The sequence below is a fragment of the Cupriavidus sp. GW823-FHT06D04 genome (genome assembly GCF_058795055.1).
In genome coordinates this window covers 159,190-176,515 of record NZ_JBXAHL010000009.1, presented here as the reverse complement: position 1 = coordinate 176,515, position 17,326 = coordinate 159,190, and the positions used below count along the sequence as shown (strand labels likewise).

Here is a 17,326-nt window from a genome sequence, read left to right as displayed (position 1 = left end):
CATGCCACGCCAGAAAACTGTCTCCTCCGGAACCGTCAGCAGGGCTCGCCGTCCCAAGCAGCCGGAAGTGAAGGCTGGTGTGGCACATCCCGACGCGCGCGCCGATGCCGAAGGCTTCGAGCCTGATCTCGCCGCCGAACTGATTCCCGTGACCGACGAGCCCATCGCCACGTCCGCTTCGGTGGGCCTGCGCGAGGCCGACCTGCTCGCCGACGACAACGAGCGCATCGTGCGCGACGACGAAGAGGACGAGTCGGATGACGAGGAAGAAGAGAGCGCGGAAAATGGCACCGACGGCGCCGCCCCCGAGCATGATGATTTCCGCACCGTGCTGCATACCGAGCTGGCCGCGGATACCGTCCAGCACTACCTGAACCGCATCAGCATCAAGCCGCTCTTGTCCGCGCCGGAAGAACTGCATTTCTCCACGCTGGCCAAGGACGGCGACTTTGCCGCGCGCCAGGTCATGATCGAGCGCAACCTGCGGCTGGTGGTCAGCATCGCCAAGGGCTACCTCAATCGCGGCGTGCCGCTGCTCGACCTGATCGAGGAAGGCAACCTGGGCCTGATGCACGCGATTGAAAAATTCGATCCGTCGCGCGGTTTCCGCTTCTCAACGTACGCGACCTGGTGGATCCGCCAGAGCATCGAGCGCGCCATCATGAACCAGGCGCGCACGGTCCGCCTGCCGGTTCACGTGATCCGCGAACTCAACCAGGTGCTGCGCGCCAAGCGCCATCTGGAGAAGGGCGGCACCGACGGGCGCGACGCCAGCCTGGAAGACATCGCCCACCTGCTGGGCAAGACGCCGGACGAAGTGCAGGACGTCCTGGCACTCAACGAACATACCACCTCGCTCGATACGCCGTTCGATCTCGATCCCGGCTCGAGCCTCCTGGATTTCCTCTCCGACGAGCACAACGCCGCCCCCGACCAGGAGGTGGCCCACCGCGAGCTGGAAGGGCTGATGAAGCTCTGGCTGGCGCGCCTGTCGGAAAAGCATCGCTATGTGGTGGAGCGCCGCTTCGGCCTCAACCATATCGAGCCCGCCACGCTGGAAGAGCTCGCCGAGGAAATGGGCCTCACGCGCGAGCGCGTGCGCCAGATCCAGCAGGAGGCGCTGGTCAAGCTCAAGCGGCATTTCGCTTCGCAAGGTGTCAGGAAGGACGCCGTTCTATGACCCCTGTGCTGGTATTCGACATCGAGACCATTCCCGATGTTGCCGGCCTGCGCCGTTTGCATGACCATCCCGATGCGATGAGCGACGCCGAAGTCGCCGAGCATGCGTTTGCCGCCCGCCGCGAAAAGACCGGCAGCGATTTTCTCCCGCACTACCTGCAACGCATCGCCGCGATTTCCTGCGTGCTGCGCCGCACGCACCGCGATGGCTCGGCGGTGTTCCACGTCGGCTCGCTGGGTACGCCGGAAGACGGCGAGGCCACGCTGATCCAGAAGTTCTATGAACTGATCGCGCGCTACAGTCCGCAACTGGTTTCATGGAACGGCGGCGGCTTCGACCTGCCGGTGCTGCACTACCGCGGCCTGGTCAACGGTGTCACCGCGCCGCGCTACTGGGAAATGGGCGAGGGCCGCGACGACGACAGCCGCGACTTCAAGTGGAACAACTACATCAGCCGCTACCACATGCGGCACCTGGACCTGATGGACCTGCTGGCCATGTACCAGCCCCGCGCCAGCGCGCCGCTGGATGACCTAGCCAAGCTGTGCGGCTTCCCAGGCAAGATGGGGATGGACGGCAGCAAGGTCTGGCAGGCGTTCCAGGCAGGCCAGCTCGACGAGATCCGCGCCTACTGCGAGACCGACGTCGTCAACACCTACCTGATGTACTGCCGCTTCCAGCTGATGCGCGGCGGCATGTCGCCGCGCGAGTTCGACGTCGAGATGGAATTCGTCCAGGAATCATTGGCCGAGCTGCCCGGCGAGCAGTGGATGGAATACCTGCAGGCATTCCGGCTGCAGCGTCTCACGCCCGAAGCCGAAGACCTCGAAGACTGAGGACGCCGCAGACGCGCCGACACGGATTCACAGATCCAGCGACAGCAGGATCGGCTGGTGGTCCGAGTCGGCCGTATCGGCATCGACCTCGCAGCGCCGGATACGCCCGGCGAGATTCTCCGTCACGAACATGAAATCGCAGGCGAACGGCGCCTCCGGCCATTGCTCCTTGTCGTACAGGGCGCAGGTCGGCGCGTGCGGCTGGCCTGGGTGCGTGTGAAGCCAGGCATCGCGCCAGGGCGGCGTGGCATCGTCAAAGGGCTCGAGCACGCGGCGGTAGGCGATATCGTCGGGTTTGCTGTTGAAGTCGCCGCACAGGACGGCCTCGGCCGGGCGCGGCTCGGGCGTGAACGGGCCCGGCCATTTCTCGCTGCGGCCGGGGCGGCGCGCATGGTCGCAGGCTTCGGCGTGCCAGGTGCGCAAGGCTTCGGCCTGCGCGGCGCGCTGGTGTGATGAGTAATACTCCAGGTGCGTGCAGATCACGCGCAGCGGCCGGGTGCCGCCGACTTCGACGGTGGCTTCCAGCGCCACGCGCGGCATCGAGGCGACCTGCGGGTCCGCCGGCCAGGGCAAGGCATGGCGGAAGACTTCGCGCACCGGCAGGCGCGTGGCGATCAGGTTGCCGAACTGCTTGCGCCCTCCGGTGGCGGTGCGGCGGTCGACACCTGGCGCGTAGAGCAGGTGGTAGCCGGGCAGCAAGGCGGTCAACTCCGCCACCTGGTCTTCACCCGGGCTGCCGCGCAGTTCGCCGAACCCGCGCGTGACCTCCTGCAGGCAGATGACGTCGGCGTCGGCAATGCCGCGCAAGGTGTTGACCTGGCGCCCCAGGTCGACATGACCGTCGGCGCCTCGGCCCCACTGGATATTCCAGGAAATCAGTTCCATTTGCTGTCTCCGTTGTATCGTCAGGCTGCTGCCACCGGTGCGGGCCCGGTCTGGCATACAATCCCGCTTTCGCAAAACAATACGTCAGGTTTCGTCTGGTGTCCCAAGCCGTGTCCTTCCCACAAGAAACGCCGGCAGCCCCGGCCGCTGTTGCCGATCAAGGTGCTGCTCCCGCCGCAAAAGAGTCCCGTGTCCGCGCCGACGCTGGTGCCCCCGCGGCCGATCCCGTGGTGTCGATCGACAGCCTCGACATGGAGGCCCGCGGCGTTGGCCGCCTGGTGAACGAGGACGGCACGCCCGGCAAGGTGATCTTCGTCGAGGGCGCGCTGCCCGGCGAGACCGTCAGCTACCGCAGCTTTCGCCGCAAGCCCAGCTACGAGCAGGCCCATCTGGTCGAGGTCCGGCAGGAATCGGTGATGCGCGTGAAGCCCGGCTGCCAGCATTTCGGGGTCTGCGGCGGGTGCTCGATGCAGCATCTGGATTCCCGCGCCCAGCTGGCGATCAAGCAGCGCGTGCTGGAAGACAACCTGTGGCACCTGTCCAAGGTGAAGCCCGACGTGGTGTTCCGCCCGATCGCCGGCCCGGACTGGGGCTATCGCTACCGCGCGCGCCTGACCGTGCGCTACGTGGCCAAGAAGGGCGGGGTGCTGGTCGGCTTCCATGAGCGCAAGAGCAGCTATGTGGCCGACATGACCCGTTGCGAGATCCTGCCGCCGCATGTGTCGGCCATGCTGGTGCCGCTGCGCGAGCTGGTTGGCGGCCTGTCGATCCGCGACCGCATGCCGCAGATCGAGCTGGCCGTGGGGCAGGAAGTCACCGCGCTGGTGCTGCGCATCCTGGAGCCGCTGACCGATGCCGACAAGGACCTGCTGCGCGCCTTCGCCGACCAGCACCAGGTGCAGTTCTGGCTCCAGCCCAAGGGCCCGGATACGGTCTATCCGTTCTACCCGGCCGATGCCGAGCTGGCCTATACGCTGCCGGAATTCGGCATCCGCATGCCGTTCAAGCCGACCGACTTCACCCAGGTGAACCACCAGATCAACCGCGTGCTGATCGGCCGCGCGCTGCGTTTGCTGGACGCGCAGCCGCAGGACCGCCTGCTCGACCTGTTCTGCGGCATCGGCAACTTCACGCTGCCGCTGGCCACGCAGGGCAAGTCGGTGATGGGCATCGAAGGCAGCGAGGTGCTGACTACGCGTGCGCTGGCCAACGCCGAATACAACGGGCTGGCGGCCAGGACCGAGTTTGCATGCCGCAACCTGTTTGAAGTCACGGCCGAGGACATTGCCGCGCTGGGCCGCTTCGACCGCTGGCTGGTCGATCCGCCGCGCGAAGGCGCGCTGGCCGTGTGCAAGGCGCTGGGCGAACTGGCGCAGCAGGGCAGCGACGTGCTGCCGCAGCGCATCGTCTATGTCTCGTGCAGTCCCGCCACACTGGCGCGCGACGCCGGCCTGCTGGTGCACGAGGCGGGCTACCGGCTCGCTGGCGCGGGCGTGGTCAACATGTTCCCGCATACCTCGCACGTGGAGTCGATCGCGGTGTTCGATCGCGGCTGATCGCGGCGGGCGCACCAAAGAAAAACCGGCCATCAGGCCGGTTTTTTCATGCTGCAGGGGAGGTTGCCGTCAGTCGCGGCTGCCGCCGAAGATGCCCAGCAGCGCCAGCAGGTTGACGAAGACGTTGTACACGTCCAGGTAGATCGCCAGCGTGGCGGTGATGTAGTTGGTTTCGCCGCCGTTCACCACGCGCTGCACATCGAACAGGATGTACGCCGAGAAGATGCCGATGGCGATCACCGACACCGTGATCATCAGCGAGGGCAGTTGCAGCCAGATATTGGCGACGCTGGCCAGGATCAGCAGGACCACGCCGACGAACAGGAATTTGCCCAGGCCGGAGAAATCACGCTTGCTGACCGTGGCGATGGTGGCCATCGTGCCGAACACCGCCGCCGTGCCGCCAAAGGCATACATGATCAGCGCCGGCCCGTTCGAGAACTGCAGCGTCGCGCCGATCAGGCGCGACAGCATCAGGCCCATGAAGAAGGTGAAGGCCAGCAGCAGAACCACGCCCATGCTGCTGTTCTTGGTCTTCTCGATGCCGTAGAAGAACCCGAACGCGATGCCCAGGAACAGGATCAGCGACAGGCCGGGGCTGCCCGCCATGAAGCTGAAGCCGGTGGCCACGCCGATCCACGCGCCGAGCACGGTGGGGATCATCGAGAGGGCCAGCAGCCAGTAAGTGTTGCGCAAGACCCGGTTGCGAACGACGACGTCAGTGACGGTCGACGCACTGTTGCCGAAACCGTAGGTGTTCAGCTTGTTATCCATGGTGACTCCTGTCTCAAAACGGTGAGGCGCCGGGGCTGCGAGGCTTCGGATGCGAAGATTCGTATGGAACCCGGACGGAACCATCGTCAATGTGGCACCTGGGAGATCGAATTGCAAGGGCGGGGTAACCCAGGAGTCACCTCGCACATGCTTTGCGCCCGTTCGGTGCCGCTCACATTGGATGTTAGCCGGGGCGGCGTGTTCCTGGCATGACAAGGTTGTAATGTGCTCTTTGATCTACTTGGTGCCGGGTTGTGCGGCAAGGGTGGCTCGACACACGCCAGAGCAGGGAAGACCCTCGAAAGGGTCATAGTCTTCGTGCTAGAATCCCATGTTTAATCCATTTGTAACCCCTTCATTTTTCGGAGTTTTTCATGGCGATCGAACGCACCCTGTCGATTATCAAGCCGGATGCCGTGGCCAAGAACGTGATTGGCCAGATCTACGCCCGTTTCGAGGCCGCCGGCCTGAAGATCGTTGCTGCCAAGATGGTGCACCTGTCGCGCGGCGAAGCCGAGCAGTTCTACGCTGTCCACAAGGAGCGTCCGTTCTTCAAGGACCTGGTGGACTTCATGATTTCCGGCCCGGTCATTATCCAGGCCCTGGAAGGCGAGAACGCCATCGCCAAGCACCGCGACCTGATGGGCGCCACCGACCCGAAGAAGGCCGAGAAGGGCACCATCCGTGCCGATTTCGCCGACAGCATCGACGCCAACGCCGTGCACGGCTCGGACGCTGCTGAAACGGCTGCCGTGGAAGTGGCATTCTTCTTCCCGGGCATGAACGTCTACAGCCGCTGATTGTCCGGCGCTGCTGCCAGGACTAGACTGACACCGAAGCTGAGTTTGCCGTCATGAACGCTCTCGTCAACCTGCTCGACCTCGACGCGGACGCGCTCACCGCTTATTGCGGCGAGCTCGGCGAGAAGCCGTTCCGTGCGCGGCAACTGCAACGCTGGATCCACCACTACGGTGCCAGCCGCTTCGACGCCATGTCGGATCTCGCCAAGTCGCTGCGCGAAAAGCTCGCGACGCGGGCCGAGATCCGCGCGCCTGCCGCCATCACCGACAACCTGTCGGCCGACGGCACGCGCAAGTGGCTGCTCGACGTCGGCCAGGGCAACGCGGTGGAAACGGTCTACATCCCCGAGGAAACGCGTGGCACGCTGTGCGTTTCCTCGCAGGCAGGATGCGCCGTCAACTGCCGGTTCTGTTCCACCGGCAAGCAAGGTTTTTCGCGCAACCTCAGCACCGGTGAAATCATCGGCCAGCTGTGGATGGCAGAGTTCGCCATGCGCGAACAACTGGGCCGCGGCCCCAAGGATGACCGCGTCATCTCCAACGTGGTGATGATGGGCATGGGCGAGCCGCTGCTGAACTACGACGCCGTCGTGCCGGCCATGCGCCTGATGCTCGACGACAACGCATACGGCCTGTCGCGCCGCCGCGTGACGCTGTCCACCTCCGGCGTGGTGCCGATGATGGACCGGCTGTCCAAGGATCTCCCGGTGGCTCTCGCCGTGTCGCTGCACGCGTCCAACGACGCCCTGCGCGACGTGCTGGTGCCGCTGAACAAGAAGTACCCGCTGGCCGAACTGATGGCGGCATGCCGCCGCTATCTGGAATTCGCGCCGCGCGATTTCATTACTTTCGAATACTGCATGCTGGATGGCGTCAACGACGGCGTCGAGCATGCGCGGGAACTGCTGAAGCTTGTGGCCGACGTGCCGTGCAAGTTCAACCTGATCCCGTTTAATCCGTTCCCCGAATCGGGCCTGAAGCGTTCCAACAACGATCAGATCCGGCGCTTTGCGCAGGTGCTGATGGATGCAGGCATCGTGACCACCATCCGCAAGACCCGCGGCGACGATATCGACGCCGCCTGCGGCCAGTTGGCCGGGGAAGTCAAGGACCGCACCCGCCTGGCCGAGCGCGGCAAGTTCGGCAAGATCACGCCACTGGTGCCGGTCACTGCTTCCGGCCAGCCTCGGGAGGTTCGCCCTGCATGATCCGTCTGATCGCTGCGGCCCTGCTGGGGCTGCTGATGTTGTCCGGCTGCCAGTTGCCGCATGCGCCGGCGCAGGATCCCCAGACCGCTTCCGACCAGACCGATGCAAGGCGCCGCGCCGGCATCCGGCTGCAGCTGGCCACCAACTATCTGGAGGCCGGCCAGAACACGGTCGCCCTTGACGAGATCAAGCAGGCCATTGCCATCGATCCGGCGCTCGCCGACGCCTACCATGTGCGCGCGCTGATCTACATGAATATGAATGAGCGGACGCTGGCTGATGACAGCTTCCGCACGGCAGTGTCGATGCGTGCCAACGACGGCGACCTGCTCAACAACTACGGCTGGTTCCTGTGCCAGGAAGGGCGCTACGGCGAGGCCGTGCCGATGCTGCAGCGCGCGATGTCGGCGCCGTCCGCAGGCGGCCCCGCCAAGCCGCTGATCAGCCTGGGTGCGTGCGAGCTGCGCCAGGGCCACAGCGCCGAAGCGGAAAAGAACCTGAAGGCCGCGCTCGGCTACGACCGCAACAACCCGGTGGCCAACACCAACCTCGCGCTGGTCTTCTACCGGCGCGGCGACTTCGCGCAGGCCCGGCAGTATGTCCAGCGCGTCAACAGCAGCCAATTTGTCAATGCGCAATCCCTCTGGCTGGGAGCGCGCATTGCCCACCGTCAGGGCGACAGCCGCACGCAGGATGCGCTTGGGGCGCAACTGCGCAGCCGCTTCCCCGACTCGCGTGAGTTGACCGCCTACGAACAAGGAGCATGGGATGAGTGAGCACGACCGCGCCGCAGGCCAGGCCGTACCGACGCAACAAGTCGGCGGGGGCGCGCACGAAGGAGAACGCGAAGCCGCCGCACGCGAGATCGGCGCAGCGCTGGCGCGCGAGCGCGAGGCGCAGCGGATGTCGGTGGAAGACGTCAGCGCACGGCTGAAGGTGGCTGCAGGCAAGCTGCGCGCGATCGAAGCCGGCAACCTGCAGGCACTGCCCGACGTGACCTTCGCCAAGGGCGTGATGCGTGCCTATGCCCGCATGCTGCATGTCGACATCGACCCGCTGCTGGCACGCTTCCAGCCGCGCCCGGTGGCGCAGGTGGCGGAAATTGCCCGGCAGCGCGAGGGTGGCATCAATGCGGCCTTCGACGACCGCAACCGCTTCCGCTCGGGCGGCAGCGGCGGCCGCTGGGTCTGGCTGGCGCTGGTGGCCGTGTTGGTGGCCGCGGGCGGCTGGTTCGGGCTTGACCATATCCGCGCATGGATCGAAGCGCGCAGCAGCGCTGCCGAGACCGTAACGGCTGAAGCGCCTGCCGTGATCCAGAGCACGGAAGCCGGCACCGTGACGGCGGCGCTGCCGCCGGTCATGGCCGCCAGCGACTCGCCGGCGCCGTCTGCCGAAACCGCTCCGGCCAGTGCCGCGGCAGCCCCCGCGGCTGCGGTGTTGCCCGCAGCCTCCGCCGCTTCCGCGCCTGCCCCCGCGGCTGCGGTGTTGCCCGCAGCCTCCGCCGCTTCCGCGCCTGCCGCTGCCACGGCACCGGCTGCGCCAGCAGGCGAGGGCGAACTGCAGATCCGCTTTGCCGCCGATACCTGGTATGAGATCCGGGACAATAGCGGCAAGATCGTCATGGGCGGTACCGCCAAGGCTGGCCAGACCATGGCCGGTGGCGGCACGGCCCCGTACAAGGTAGTGATCGGCAACGTCAAGGGCGTCGAGTCGCTGACGCGCAATGGCACGCCGGTCGACCTGAAGGCAGCCAACCGCAACAACGTGGCGCGCCTGACGCTGCCCTGACGCGGGCGCAAGGTGCGGCAAGATGCGTCTTTGCAAGGTGGTAACGCTATGAACCAACAGCTCTGTCTCCCGGTCCTGCCCGGTCCGCTGCCGCGCCGCCAGACGCGCCAGGCGCGCGTCGCGTGGGGCGACAATGTCGTGACCATTGGCGGCGGTGCGCCGGTGCGCGTGCAGTCGATGACCAATACGGATACGGTCGATGCCATCGGCACCGCGATCCAGGTCAAGGAACTGGCGCGCGCGGGTTCGGAAATCGTGCGCATCACGGTGAACACGCCCGAGGCGGCCGCCGCGGTGCCGTCGATCCGCGAGCAGCTCGACCGCATGGGCGTGGATGTGCCGCTGGTGGGCGACTTCCACTACAACGGCCACAAGCTGCTGCAGGACTATCCGGCCTGTGCCGAGGCGCTGTCCAAGTACCGGATCAACCCCGGCAATGTCGGCCAGGGCGCCAAGCGCGACACGCAGTTCGCGCAGATGATCGAGATGGCGTGCCGCTACAGCAAGCCGGTGCGCATCGGTGTGAACTGGGGCAGCCTGGACCAGGACCTGCTGGCACGGATCATGGACGAAAACGCCGGGCGCGCCGAGCCGTGGCCGGCGCAGAGCGTGATGATCGAGGCGTTGATCACCTCGGCCATCGATTCGGCGAAGAAGGCCGAGGAAATCGGCCTGCCGGGCGACCAGATCATCCTGTCGTGCAAGGTGTCGCAGGTGCAGGAACTGGTCGCGGTCTACCGCGAGCTGGCACGCCGCTGCGACTACGCGCTGCACCTCGGGCTGACCGAGGCCGGCATGGGCAGCAAGGGCATCGTGGCCTCGACCGCGGCGCTGTCGGTGCTGCTGCAGGAAGGCATCGGCGACACCATCCGCATCTCGCTGACGCCGGAACCCGGCGCGCCGCGCGAAAAGGAAGTGTACGTGGGGCAGGAAATCCTGCAGACCATGGGCCTGCGCAACTTCACCCCGATGGTGATTGCGTGCCCGGGCTGCGGGCGCACCACCAGCACGGTGTTCCAGGAGCTGGCGGCCAGCATCCAGACCTACCTGCGCGAGCAGATGCCGCACTGGAAGACCGCCTACCCGGGCGTCGAGGAAATGGATGTGGCCGTGATGGGCTGTATCGTCAACGGCCCGGGCGAGAGCAAGCACGCCAACATCGGCATCTCGTTGCCGGGCTCGGGTGAATCGCCGGCGGCGCCGGTGTTCGTCGACGGCGTCAAGGTGAAGACGCTGCGCGGCGAGCGCATTGCAGAAGAGTTCCAGGCGATCGTAGATGAATACGTTCGCACGCATTACGGCCCGGGCGCTGCGCGGGCCGACAAAGAAGTGGCAGCCTGAGCCGGACCGGCCGGGTGCCAGCAGCCTGACTAGAACAGAATGACGCAATCCGAGAATGTGGCCGCCGAAGGCGGTGCCAAGACCGAACCGAAGGTGCGCCCCGCCAAGGCCCTGCAGGGCGTGAAGGGCATGAACGACATGCTGCCGGCGGACGCGCCGCTGTGGGAGCATTTCGAGAATGCCGCACGCGCCATGCTGCGCGCCTACGGCTACCAGCAGATCCGCACGCCGATCGTCGAGCATACGCAGCTGTTCGTGCGCGGCATCGGCGAGGTCACCGACATCGTCGAGAAGGAGATGTACTCCTTCACCGATTCGCTCAACGGCGAGCAGCTCACGCTGCGCCCGGAAGGCACCGCCGCGGCCGTGCGCGCCACCATCGAGCACAACCTGCTGTACGACGGCCCCAAGCGCCTGTGGTACACCGGCCCGATGTTCCGCCACGAGCGCCCGCAGCGCGGCCGCTACCGCCAGTTCCACCAGCTCGGCGCCGAGGCGCTGGGCTTTGCCGGCCCGGACGTGGATGCGGAAATCATCCTGATGTGCCAGCGCCTGTGGGACGACCTGGGCCTGGTAGGCGTGCGCCTGGAGCTCAATTCGCTGGGGCAGGCCCATGAACGCGCCGCGCACCGCGAACAGCTGATCAAGTACCTGGAAGGCTTCCAGGACATCCTGGACGACGACAGCAAGCGCCGCCTGTACACCAACCCGCTGCGCGTGCTGGACACCAAGAACCCGGCGTTGCAGGAGATGGCGGCCAACGCGCCCAAGCTGATCGACTTCCTGGGCGAAGAGTCGCTGGCGCACTTCGAGGGCGTGCAGCGCCTGCTCAAGGCCAACAACATCCCGTTCAAGATCAACCCGCGCCTGGTGCGTGGCCTGGACTACTACAACCTGACGGTGTTCGAGTGGATCACCGACAAGCTGGGCGCACAAGGCACCATCGCCGGCGGCGGGCGCTATGACCCGCTGATCGCGCAGATGGGTGGGAAGTCCGCGCCCGCGTGCGGCTGGGCCATGGGCATCGAACGCATCATCGAGCTGATCCGCGAAGAAGGCGTGGTGCCCGACGCGGCGGGCTGCGACGTCTACCTGGTGCACCAGGGCGAAGCCGCCGCGCAGCAGGCGATGATCGCCGCGGAACGGCTGCGCGACGCGGGCCTGGACGTGGTGCTACACGCCAGCCCCGACGGCAAGGGCGGTAGCTTCAAATCGCAGATGAAGCGCGCCGACACAAGCGGCGCGGCCTATGCCGTTATCATTGGCGAGGACGAAGTGGCCGCCGGAGTGGTCCAAGTCAAGGAACTTCGCCAGCGCGAGCAGGCCGAAGGCGGTGGGCAACAGGCCACCGTGCCGGCCGAAGGCCTGGTCGATTACCTGATCGACGCCATGGTCGGCGCCAGCGAATAAATCGCACGCTGGCCAGCCGGAACACCCCAGTACACGAGTACCCAACCCAACGCAGGTGATTGCCTCGACATGGCTTACGATCTAGAAGAACAGGAACAGCTTGAGAATCTGAAGGCCTGGTGGCGCCAGTACGGCAATGCGCTGACCTGGGTGCTGATCGTCGCGCTGCTGGCGTTTGCCGGCTGGAACGGCTGGAAGTACTGGGAACGCAGGCAGGCCGGCGAGGCCGCGGTGCTGTATGAGCAGGTGCTCAAGGCCGCCGATGCGCGCGACATCGAGCGCATCAAGCGCGCCGCGACCGACCTGGAAGACAAGTACGGCCGCACCGCCTATGGCCAGATGAGCGCGCTGGTAGCAAGCCGCGTGCTGTACGATGCGGGCGACCTGGCCGCGGCCAAGAGTCAGTTGCAGTGGGCCATCGACCACGGCGACGAAGCCTACTCGCACCTGGCGCGCGTGCGCCTGGCCGGCGTGCTGCTCGACGAGAAGGCCTACGACAAGGGTCTGGCGCTGCTCAAGGATGAACCGCCGGCAGCGTTCGTGGCGCTGTATGCCGACCGCCGCGGCGACCTGCTGGCCGCGCAGGACAAGCGCGACGATGCGCGCACGGCCTATCGCAAGGCGCTGGACAAGCTGGGCCAGGACGAGCCGGCGATGCGCCAGATTATCCAGTTCAAGCTCGATGCGCTGGGCACGGCCTGATCCGGCCGCTCCCGAACGCGTGCAAACACCGCATATCCAGCGGATCGTATAAACAGGACCGTAACCCTATGACGTCAGTGCTTTCCCGTGCCGTACATCGCCAGCCCGCCCGCGCAATGACCCGTGCGCTGGTGGCGGTTGCCTGCCTGGCCACACTGGGCGGCTGCTCGCTGTTCAGCAAGGAAAACAAGCACCCGCCCGCCGAGCTCAAGCCGGTCTCGGGCACGCTGTCGGTGCGCCAGGCCTGGAAGGCCGACGTGGGCAAGAGCGGCCCCTATTCGATGCAGCCGGCCGCGGCGGGCAACAACGTCTACGTGTCTTCCAACAACGGCAACGTGATGGCGCTGGAAGGCGCCAGCGGGCGCGTGCTGTGGAAGGCCAAGGCCGACCTAGACCTGACCTCGGGCCCGGGCAGCGATGGCTCGGTGACGGCGGTCGCCGGCGAGAAGGGCGCCATCTATGCCTTTGACGCCAGCGGCAAGCAGATCTGGAAGAAGCAGGTCAACGGCGAGGTGCTGTCGGCGCCGCTGGTCGGCAACGGCCTAGTGGTGGTGCGCACCACCGACACGCGCGTATTCGGCCTGGACGCCGAGACCGGCGAGCGCCGCTGGATCTACCAGCGCTCGCAGACGCCGCTGAACCTGCGTGCGTCGATGGGGATGGTGTTTGCCGGCGACGGCATCGTGATGGGTTTCCCTGGCGGCAAGCTGGGCGTGCTGACGCCGGGCAACGGCGTGTTGCGCTGGGAGAGCGCGGTCTCGTACCCGAAGGGCGTGTCGGAGATCGAGCGCCTGAACGACGTCACCGGCCTGCCGATGGTGAGCGGGCGCCAGGTCTGCGCCACTACCTTCCAGGGCCGGGTGGCCTGCCTGGAGCTGGCCAGCGGCCAGCCGCAGTGGGGCAAGGACTTCTCGTCGCCGAGCGGCCCGGCGCAGGATGACAATGCGATTTACGCCAGCGACGAGCAGTCGGTCGTGCATGCGTTCGACCGCCAGAACGGCAACGAGCGCTGGAAGAACAACGACCTGCGCAACCGTCGCCTGGGCGCGCCGCTGGCCCTGGGCCGCTCGGTGGTAATGGGTGACTTTGAAGGTTATGTACACTTCCTGTCGCGCGAAGACGGCCAGGTCATCGCACGCATGAAGACCGATGGGAGTGCCATCACTGCCGCGCCCGTGATGGCGGGGCAGACCATGGTAATCCAGACCCGCGACGGCGACGTCTACGGTTTCCAGCCTGGCTGACAGGTATCCAATGCGCGCTGCCGTACACCTGTCGGTACGGCCAGCGCCGAATCCGGTAGCATGATCCTTAGCGCGGCAATTGCAGCGGGTCCGTTGACCCGGCGCCGCGCCCGACAGGACAAGCGGCAGACCGCGCCCAGGTGGCGCGGCGTGCCGTCGGATCCATTGACTCCGGAGCTACCGGGGGGCGGCGTGCCGGCCCCCGTTTCCGTTTATTGCATGAAACCAGTTATCGCACTTGTCGGCCGCCCCAATGTGGGCAAGTCGACGCTATTCAACCGCATGACCCGATCGCGCGACGCCCTTGTCGCCGACCTGCCGGGCCTGACGCGCGACCGCCATTACGGGGAAGGGCGCATCGGCGAACGTCCGTTCATTGCCATCGATACCGGCGGCTTTGAGCCGGTGGTCAAGGAAGGCATCGTCGCCGAGATGGCCAAGCAGACCAAGCAGGCCGTGGTCGAGGCCGACGTGGTGATCTTCATCGTCGACGGCCGCCTGGGCCTGGCGCCGCAGGACCGCGCCATTGCCGACTACCTGCGCAAGACCGGCCGGCGCATCATGCTGGCGGTCAACAAGGCCGAGGGCATGAAGTACACCTCGGTGGCGGCCGATTTCTATGAGCTGGGCATGGGTGATCCTTACGCGATCTCCGCTGCCCACGGCGATGGCGTGAGCGAACTGGTCGACGAGGCCATCGAGCTCGCGGTCCAGGAGCGCCCCGAGCTGGCCGAAGAGATTTCGGACGAAGGCAAGGGCGTCAAGATTGCCATCGTCGGGCGCCCCAATGTGGGGAAATCCACGCTGGTCAACACGCTGATCGGTGAAGAGCGCGTGATCGCGTTCGACATGCCCGGCACCACCCGGGATGCCATCTACGTGGAGTTCGAGCGCGGCGGCAAGCCCTACACGCTGATCGACACGGCGGGCTTGCGCCGGCGCGGCAAGGTGTTCGAGGCGATCGAGAAGTTCTCGGTGGTCAAGACGCTGCAGTCGATCGCCGATGCCAACGTGGTGATCCTGCTGCTCGATGCGCAACAGGATATTTCCGAGCAGGACGCGCACATCGCCGGCTTTATCGTGGAGTCGGGCCGCGCGCTGGTGGTGGGCGTCAATAAATGGGATGGGCTCGACGGCCATACCCGCGACCGCATCAAGCACGACCTGGAACGCAAGCTGCAATTCCTGAGCTTCGCGAATTTCCATTTTGTCTCGGCGCGCGAGCGTACCGGCATTGGCGCGCTGATGCGTTCGGTCGATGACGCGTTCGCCGCGGCGATGGTCAAGCTGCCGACGCCGCAGCTCACGCGTGTGCTGCAGGAAGCGGTGGAATTCCAGCAGCCCAAGCGGGTCGGCGCATCGCGGCCCAAGCTGCGCTACGCGCACCAGGGCGGCTCGAATCCGCCCATTATCGTGATCCACGGCAATGCACTGTCGGGCGTTGCGGAAACCTACCGGCGCTACCTGGAGAATCGTTTCCGTACGGCATTCAAGCTCAAGGGCACCCCTCTTCGCATCGAATTTCGTACGAACAAAAATCCGTATGCGGACTCGAAGGATTGAGTCCGGAATCGGATCCCTGGCGGGGCAAGTTTTCGTTTGCGTTCGTTTGGAACTGCGGCTAAATTTGCGGTAGCAGGGGGTTCCCTGTGCATTGACGCCGACTTGGTACCGTTTTTGATCTTTTTTCTGGCGCGTTTTTGCGCCGACTGACTTGAACCGGGGACTTCCATCCCCATCATTCTTTACTAAACCTATAAATTTGGAGTGTGCCATGAGCAACAAAGGGCAACTGCTACAAGACCCGTTCCTGAACGCGCTGCGCAAAGAGCACGTGCCGGTTTCCATCTACCTCGTCAATGGCATCAAGCTGCAAGGCAATATCGAATCGTTCGACCAGTATGTCGTCCTGCTGCGCAACACCGTGACGCAGATGGTCTACAAGCATGCGATTTCCACTGTCGTTCCTGCGCGCGCGGTCAATTTCCGCGTGGATGACGCCGCCGAGGCCTGATCTCCTTGCGGGCATCGTGCGGGCGCCCCGCGGCGCCGCACCGATGCCCGGCGCCGGTGCGCCATCGCGCCCGGTGCCGCGCGGCCCGGCCGTTGCCTACGCAGCCGCCGCTGCCGCCACGTTCCGCATCATGCGGCGGCCTGTCCCGGCAGGGGCCAGGACAGAGTCCGACATCCGCCCGCCTTCCCCCTGAACCCGTTTTTCCCTGCGCTTTCGCGCCCTCCCTTGGACCCCAGAGCCACTTCCAATACCGCCCCCTCGCGCGCCATTCTCGTCGGCGTCGACTTCGGCAAGCATGATTTCCAGGAAAGCCTCAGTGAACTGGCGCTGCTGACCTCTACCGCCGGCTCGCTGCCGGTGCATACGCTGACGGGCCGCCGCTCGCGGCCGGATCCGGCGCTGTTCATCGGCTCGGGCAAGGCCGAGGAGCTGAAGGAGGCCGCCGACGCGCTGGATGCCGACGTGGTCGTGTTCAACCACGCCCTGAGCCCGGCGCAGCAGCGCAACCTGGAACGCTTCCTGAACCGCCACGTGATCGACCGCACCGGCCTGATCCTGGACATCTTCGGGCAGCGCGCGCAGAGCCACGTCGGCAAGGTGCAGGTGGAGCTGGCGCAGGTCCAGTACCGCGCGTCGCGGCTGGTCCGGGCGTGGAGCCACCTGGAGCGGCAGAAGGGCGGCATCGGCATGCGCGGCGGCCCTGGCGAGCGCCAGCTCGAGCTGGACCGGCGCATGCTGGACGAGCGCGCCAAGCGGCTCAAGTCGGATCTGTCGCGGCTGCAGCGCCAGCACAGCACGCAGCGGCGCGCCCGCGCGCGCAATGACACGCTCAGCATTTCGCTGGTGGGCTATACCAACGCGGGCAAGTCGACGCTGTTCAACGCGCTGACCAAGGCTGGCGCCTATGCGGCCGACCAGCTGTTCGCCACGCTCGACACCACCTCGCGCCGGCTGTTCCTGGATGGCCTGGGCAACGTGGTGCTGTCCGACACGGTCGGCTTTATCCGCGACCTGCCCACGCAACTGGTGGCGGCGTTCCGCGCCACGCTCGACGAGACCGTGCATGCCGACCTGCTGCTGCATGTGGTGGATGCATCGAGCCCGGTGCGCCATGAGCAGATCGAGCAGGTCAACCGCGTGCTGGCGGAAATCAACGCGCTGGACATCCCGCAGATCGTGGTGATGAACAAGATCGATGCCGCGCCCGAGCTGTTGGAGCAGGGCCCGCGCCTGGAGCGCGACGAGGACGGTATCCCCACCCGCGTGTTCCTGAGCGCGCGCGAGGGGCTCGGCCTGGATGCGTTGCGCGAGGCCGTGGTCGAGGTGGCGCAATGGCTGGCCAGCCGCCCGCCCGAGCCGCAACCCTATGATCCGCGCCTGGCCGACGTTCCGCATTACGACAGTGCCGATGATGGCGGCGTGGCTGACGGCAGCGACGACCCCGATGCGGGGGATTCGGGCAGGCTTTAACCCGTCAATTCGCGGTCAATTCGCCGCCAGTTCGCCGGAGCTTATGCCCAATTCCGGTGCGATTGCCGCCGGGATTGCGCGAATTGGCCAAAAGTGGCGCGGATGACTGCTAGAATCC

At 66.1% G+C, this 17,326-nt stretch carries 16 protein-coding genes; 14 read left to right on the top strand and 2 right to left on the bottom strand.

Annotated features, from left to right (window positions below):
• Position 1 precedes the first annotated feature (1 nt).
• Positions 2 to 1,180 carry an RNA polymerase sigma factor RpoS gene (rpoS, locus tag AC1Q7H_RS14590; RefSeq protein WP_492381409.1) on the top strand — a complete coding sequence of 393 codons (1,179 nt, stop codon included), beginning with the start codon at positions 2 to 4 and terminating at the stop codon, positions 1,178 to 1,180.
• Positions 1,177 to 2,016 (top strand): 3'-5' exonuclease, encoded by an 840-nt coding sequence (locus AC1Q7H_RS14585; RefSeq protein ID WP_013957227.1) that lies wholly within the window; start codon positions 1,177 to 1,179, stop codon positions 2,014 to 2,016. The genes rpoS and AC1Q7H_RS14585 overlap by 4 nt, the downstream gene beginning before the upstream one ends.
• A gap of 27 nt (positions 2,017 to 2,043) precedes the next feature.
• On the opposite strand, the gene AC1Q7H_RS14580 is transcribed toward AC1Q7H_RS14585, so the two are convergent.
• A complete protein-coding gene (locus AC1Q7H_RS14580) occupies positions 2,044 to 2,901 on the bottom strand; it encodes an endonuclease/exonuclease/phosphatase family protein (protein ID WP_492381408.1) in 858 nt (285 codons plus the stop codon).
• 227 nt (positions 2,902 to 3,128) lie between these two features.
• Here AC1Q7H_RS14580 and rlmD point away from each other — a divergent pair, with 227 nt between their 5' ends.
• Complete coding sequence (rlmD, locus tag AC1Q7H_RS14575; RefSeq protein WP_371827423.1) at positions 3,129 to 4,457, top strand: 23S rRNA (uracil(1939)-C(5))-methyltransferase RlmD; 1,329 nt, start codon at positions 3,129 to 3,131, stop codon at positions 4,455 to 4,457.
• A 69-nt stretch (positions 4,458 to 4,526) separates the two neighbouring features.
• On the opposite strand, the gene AC1Q7H_RS14570 is transcribed toward rlmD, so the two are convergent.
• Positions 4,527 to 5,231 (bottom strand): Bax inhibitor-1/YccA family protein, encoded by a 705-nt coding sequence (locus tag AC1Q7H_RS14570; protein WP_013957224.1) that lies wholly within the window; start codon positions 5,229 to 5,231, stop codon positions 4,527 to 4,529.
• Between the two features lie 374 nt (positions 5,232 to 5,605).
• Here AC1Q7H_RS14570 and ndk point away from each other — a divergent pair, with 374 nt between their 5' ends.
• The 11 genes from ndk (at position 5,606) to hflX (ending at position 17,208) form a co-directional block, all read left to right on the top strand.
• A complete protein-coding gene (ndk, locus tag AC1Q7H_RS14565) occupies positions 5,606 to 6,031 on the top strand; it encodes a nucleoside-diphosphate kinase (RefSeq protein WP_013957223.1) in 426 nt (141 codons plus the stop codon).
• A 53-nt stretch (positions 6,032 to 6,084) separates the two neighbouring features.
• Positions 6,085 to 7,239 (top strand): dual-specificity RNA methyltransferase RlmN, encoded by a 1,155-nt coding sequence (gene rlmN / locus AC1Q7H_RS14560; RefSeq protein ID WP_013957222.1) that lies wholly within the window; start codon positions 6,085 to 6,087, stop codon positions 7,237 to 7,239.
• Positions 7,236 to 8,015, top strand: a complete 780-nt coding sequence (pilW, locus tag AC1Q7H_RS14555; protein WP_013957221.1) for a type IV pilus biogenesis/stability protein PilW — start codon at positions 7,236 to 7,238, stop codon at positions 8,013 to 8,015. Before rlmN ends, pilW begins: the two co-directional genes overlap by 4 nt.
• A complete protein-coding gene (locus AC1Q7H_RS14550) occupies positions 8,008 to 9,027 on the top strand; it encodes a RodZ domain-containing protein (RefSeq protein ID WP_492381407.1) in 1,020 nt (339 codons plus the stop codon). The genes pilW and AC1Q7H_RS14550 overlap by 8 nt, the downstream gene beginning before the upstream one ends.
• Positions 9,028 to 9,075: 48 nt before the next feature.
• Positions 9,076 to 10,368, top strand: a complete 1,293-nt coding sequence (ispG, locus tag AC1Q7H_RS14545; protein ID WP_013957219.1) for a flavodoxin-dependent (E)-4-hydroxy-3-methylbut-2-enyl-diphosphate synthase — start codon at positions 9,076 to 9,078, stop codon at positions 10,366 to 10,368.
• A gap of 39 nt (positions 10,369 to 10,407) precedes the next feature.
• A complete protein-coding gene (hisS, locus tag AC1Q7H_RS14540) occupies positions 10,408 to 11,778 on the top strand; it encodes a histidine--tRNA ligase (RefSeq protein WP_013957218.1) in 1,371 nt (456 codons plus the stop codon).
• Positions 11,779 to 11,847: 69 nt separating this feature from the next.
• Complete coding sequence (locus tag AC1Q7H_RS14535) at positions 11,848 to 12,480, top strand: tetratricopeptide repeat protein (protein WP_114132549.1); 633 nt, start codon at positions 11,848 to 11,850, stop codon at positions 12,478 to 12,480.
• Positions 12,481 to 12,548: 68 nt separating this feature from the next.
• On the top strand, positions 12,549 to 13,724 hold the full coding sequence (bamB, locus tag AC1Q7H_RS14530) for an outer membrane protein assembly factor BamB (RefSeq protein ID WP_013957216.1): 1,176 nt from the start codon (positions 12,549 to 12,551) through the stop codon (positions 13,722 to 13,724).
• 219 nt (positions 13,725 to 13,943) lie between these two features.
• Positions 13,944 to 15,287, top strand: coding sequence for a ribosome biogenesis GTPase Der (gene der, locus AC1Q7H_RS14525; RefSeq protein ID WP_035816329.1), 1,344 nt, complete (start codon positions 13,944 to 13,946; stop codon positions 15,285 to 15,287).
• A gap of 211 nt (positions 15,288 to 15,498) precedes the next feature.
• The gene (hfq, locus tag AC1Q7H_RS14520) at positions 15,499 to 15,738 is read left to right on the top strand and encodes an RNA chaperone Hfq (RefSeq protein ID WP_010809431.1); all 240 of its coding nucleotides are present in this window, start codon (positions 15,499 to 15,501) and stop codon (positions 15,736 to 15,738) included.
• A 225-nt stretch (positions 15,739 to 15,963) separates the two neighbouring features.
• Complete coding sequence (gene hflX, locus AC1Q7H_RS14515) at positions 15,964 to 17,208, top strand: GTPase HflX (RefSeq protein WP_211979875.1); 1,245 nt, start codon at positions 15,964 to 15,966, stop codon at positions 17,206 to 17,208.
• Positions 17,209 to 17,326: the final 118 nt, after the last annotated feature.

What these genes read in the sequence shown, in the direction of transcription:
- rpoS (WP_492381409.1), top strand. Translation starts at nt 2, where the DNA reads ATGCCACGCCAGAAAACTGTCTCCTCCGGAACCGTCAGCAGGGCTCGC.
- AC1Q7H_RS14585 (WP_013957227.1), top strand. Translation starts at nt 1,177, where the DNA reads ATGACCCCTGTGCTGGTATTCGACATCGAGACCATTCCCGATGTTGCC.
- AC1Q7H_RS14580 (WP_492381408.1), bottom strand. Translation starts at nt 2,901, where the DNA reads ATGGAACTGATTTCCTGGAATATCCAGTGGGGCCGAGGCGCCGACGGT.
- AC1Q7H_RS14570 (WP_013957224.1), bottom strand. Translation starts at nt 5,231, where the DNA reads ATGGATAACAAGCTGAACACCTACGGTTTCGGCAACAGTGCGTCGACC.
- ndk (WP_013957223.1), top strand. Translation starts at nt 5,606, where the DNA reads ATGGCGATCGAACGCACCCTGTCGATTATCAAGCCGGATGCCGTGGCC.
- rlmN (WP_013957222.1), top strand. Translation starts at nt 6,085, where the DNA reads ATGAACGCTCTCGTCAACCTGCTCGACCTCGACGCGGACGCGCTCACC.
- pilW (WP_013957221.1), top strand. Translation starts at nt 7,236, where the DNA reads ATGATCCGTCTGATCGCTGCGGCCCTGCTGGGGCTGCTGATGTTGTCC.
- AC1Q7H_RS14550 (WP_492381407.1), top strand. Translation starts at nt 8,008, where the DNA reads ATGAGTGAGCACGACCGCGCCGCAGGCCAGGCCGTACCGACGCAACAA.
- ispG (WP_013957219.1), top strand. Translation starts at nt 9,076, where the DNA reads ATGAACCAACAGCTCTGTCTCCCGGTCCTGCCCGGTCCGCTGCCGCGC.
- hisS (WP_013957218.1), top strand. Translation starts at nt 10,408, where the DNA reads ATGACGCAATCCGAGAATGTGGCCGCCGAAGGCGGTGCCAAGACCGAA.
- AC1Q7H_RS14535 (WP_114132549.1), top strand. Translation starts at nt 11,848, where the DNA reads ATGGCTTACGATCTAGAAGAACAGGAACAGCTTGAGAATCTGAAGGCC.
- bamB (WP_013957216.1), top strand. Translation starts at nt 12,549, where the DNA reads ATGACGTCAGTGCTTTCCCGTGCCGTACATCGCCAGCCCGCCCGCGCA.
- der (WP_035816329.1), top strand. Translation starts at nt 13,944, where the DNA reads ATGAAACCAGTTATCGCACTTGTCGGCCGCCCCAATGTGGGCAAGTCG.
- hfq (WP_010809431.1), top strand. Translation starts at nt 15,499, where the DNA reads ATGAGCAACAAAGGGCAACTGCTACAAGACCCGTTCCTGAACGCGCTG.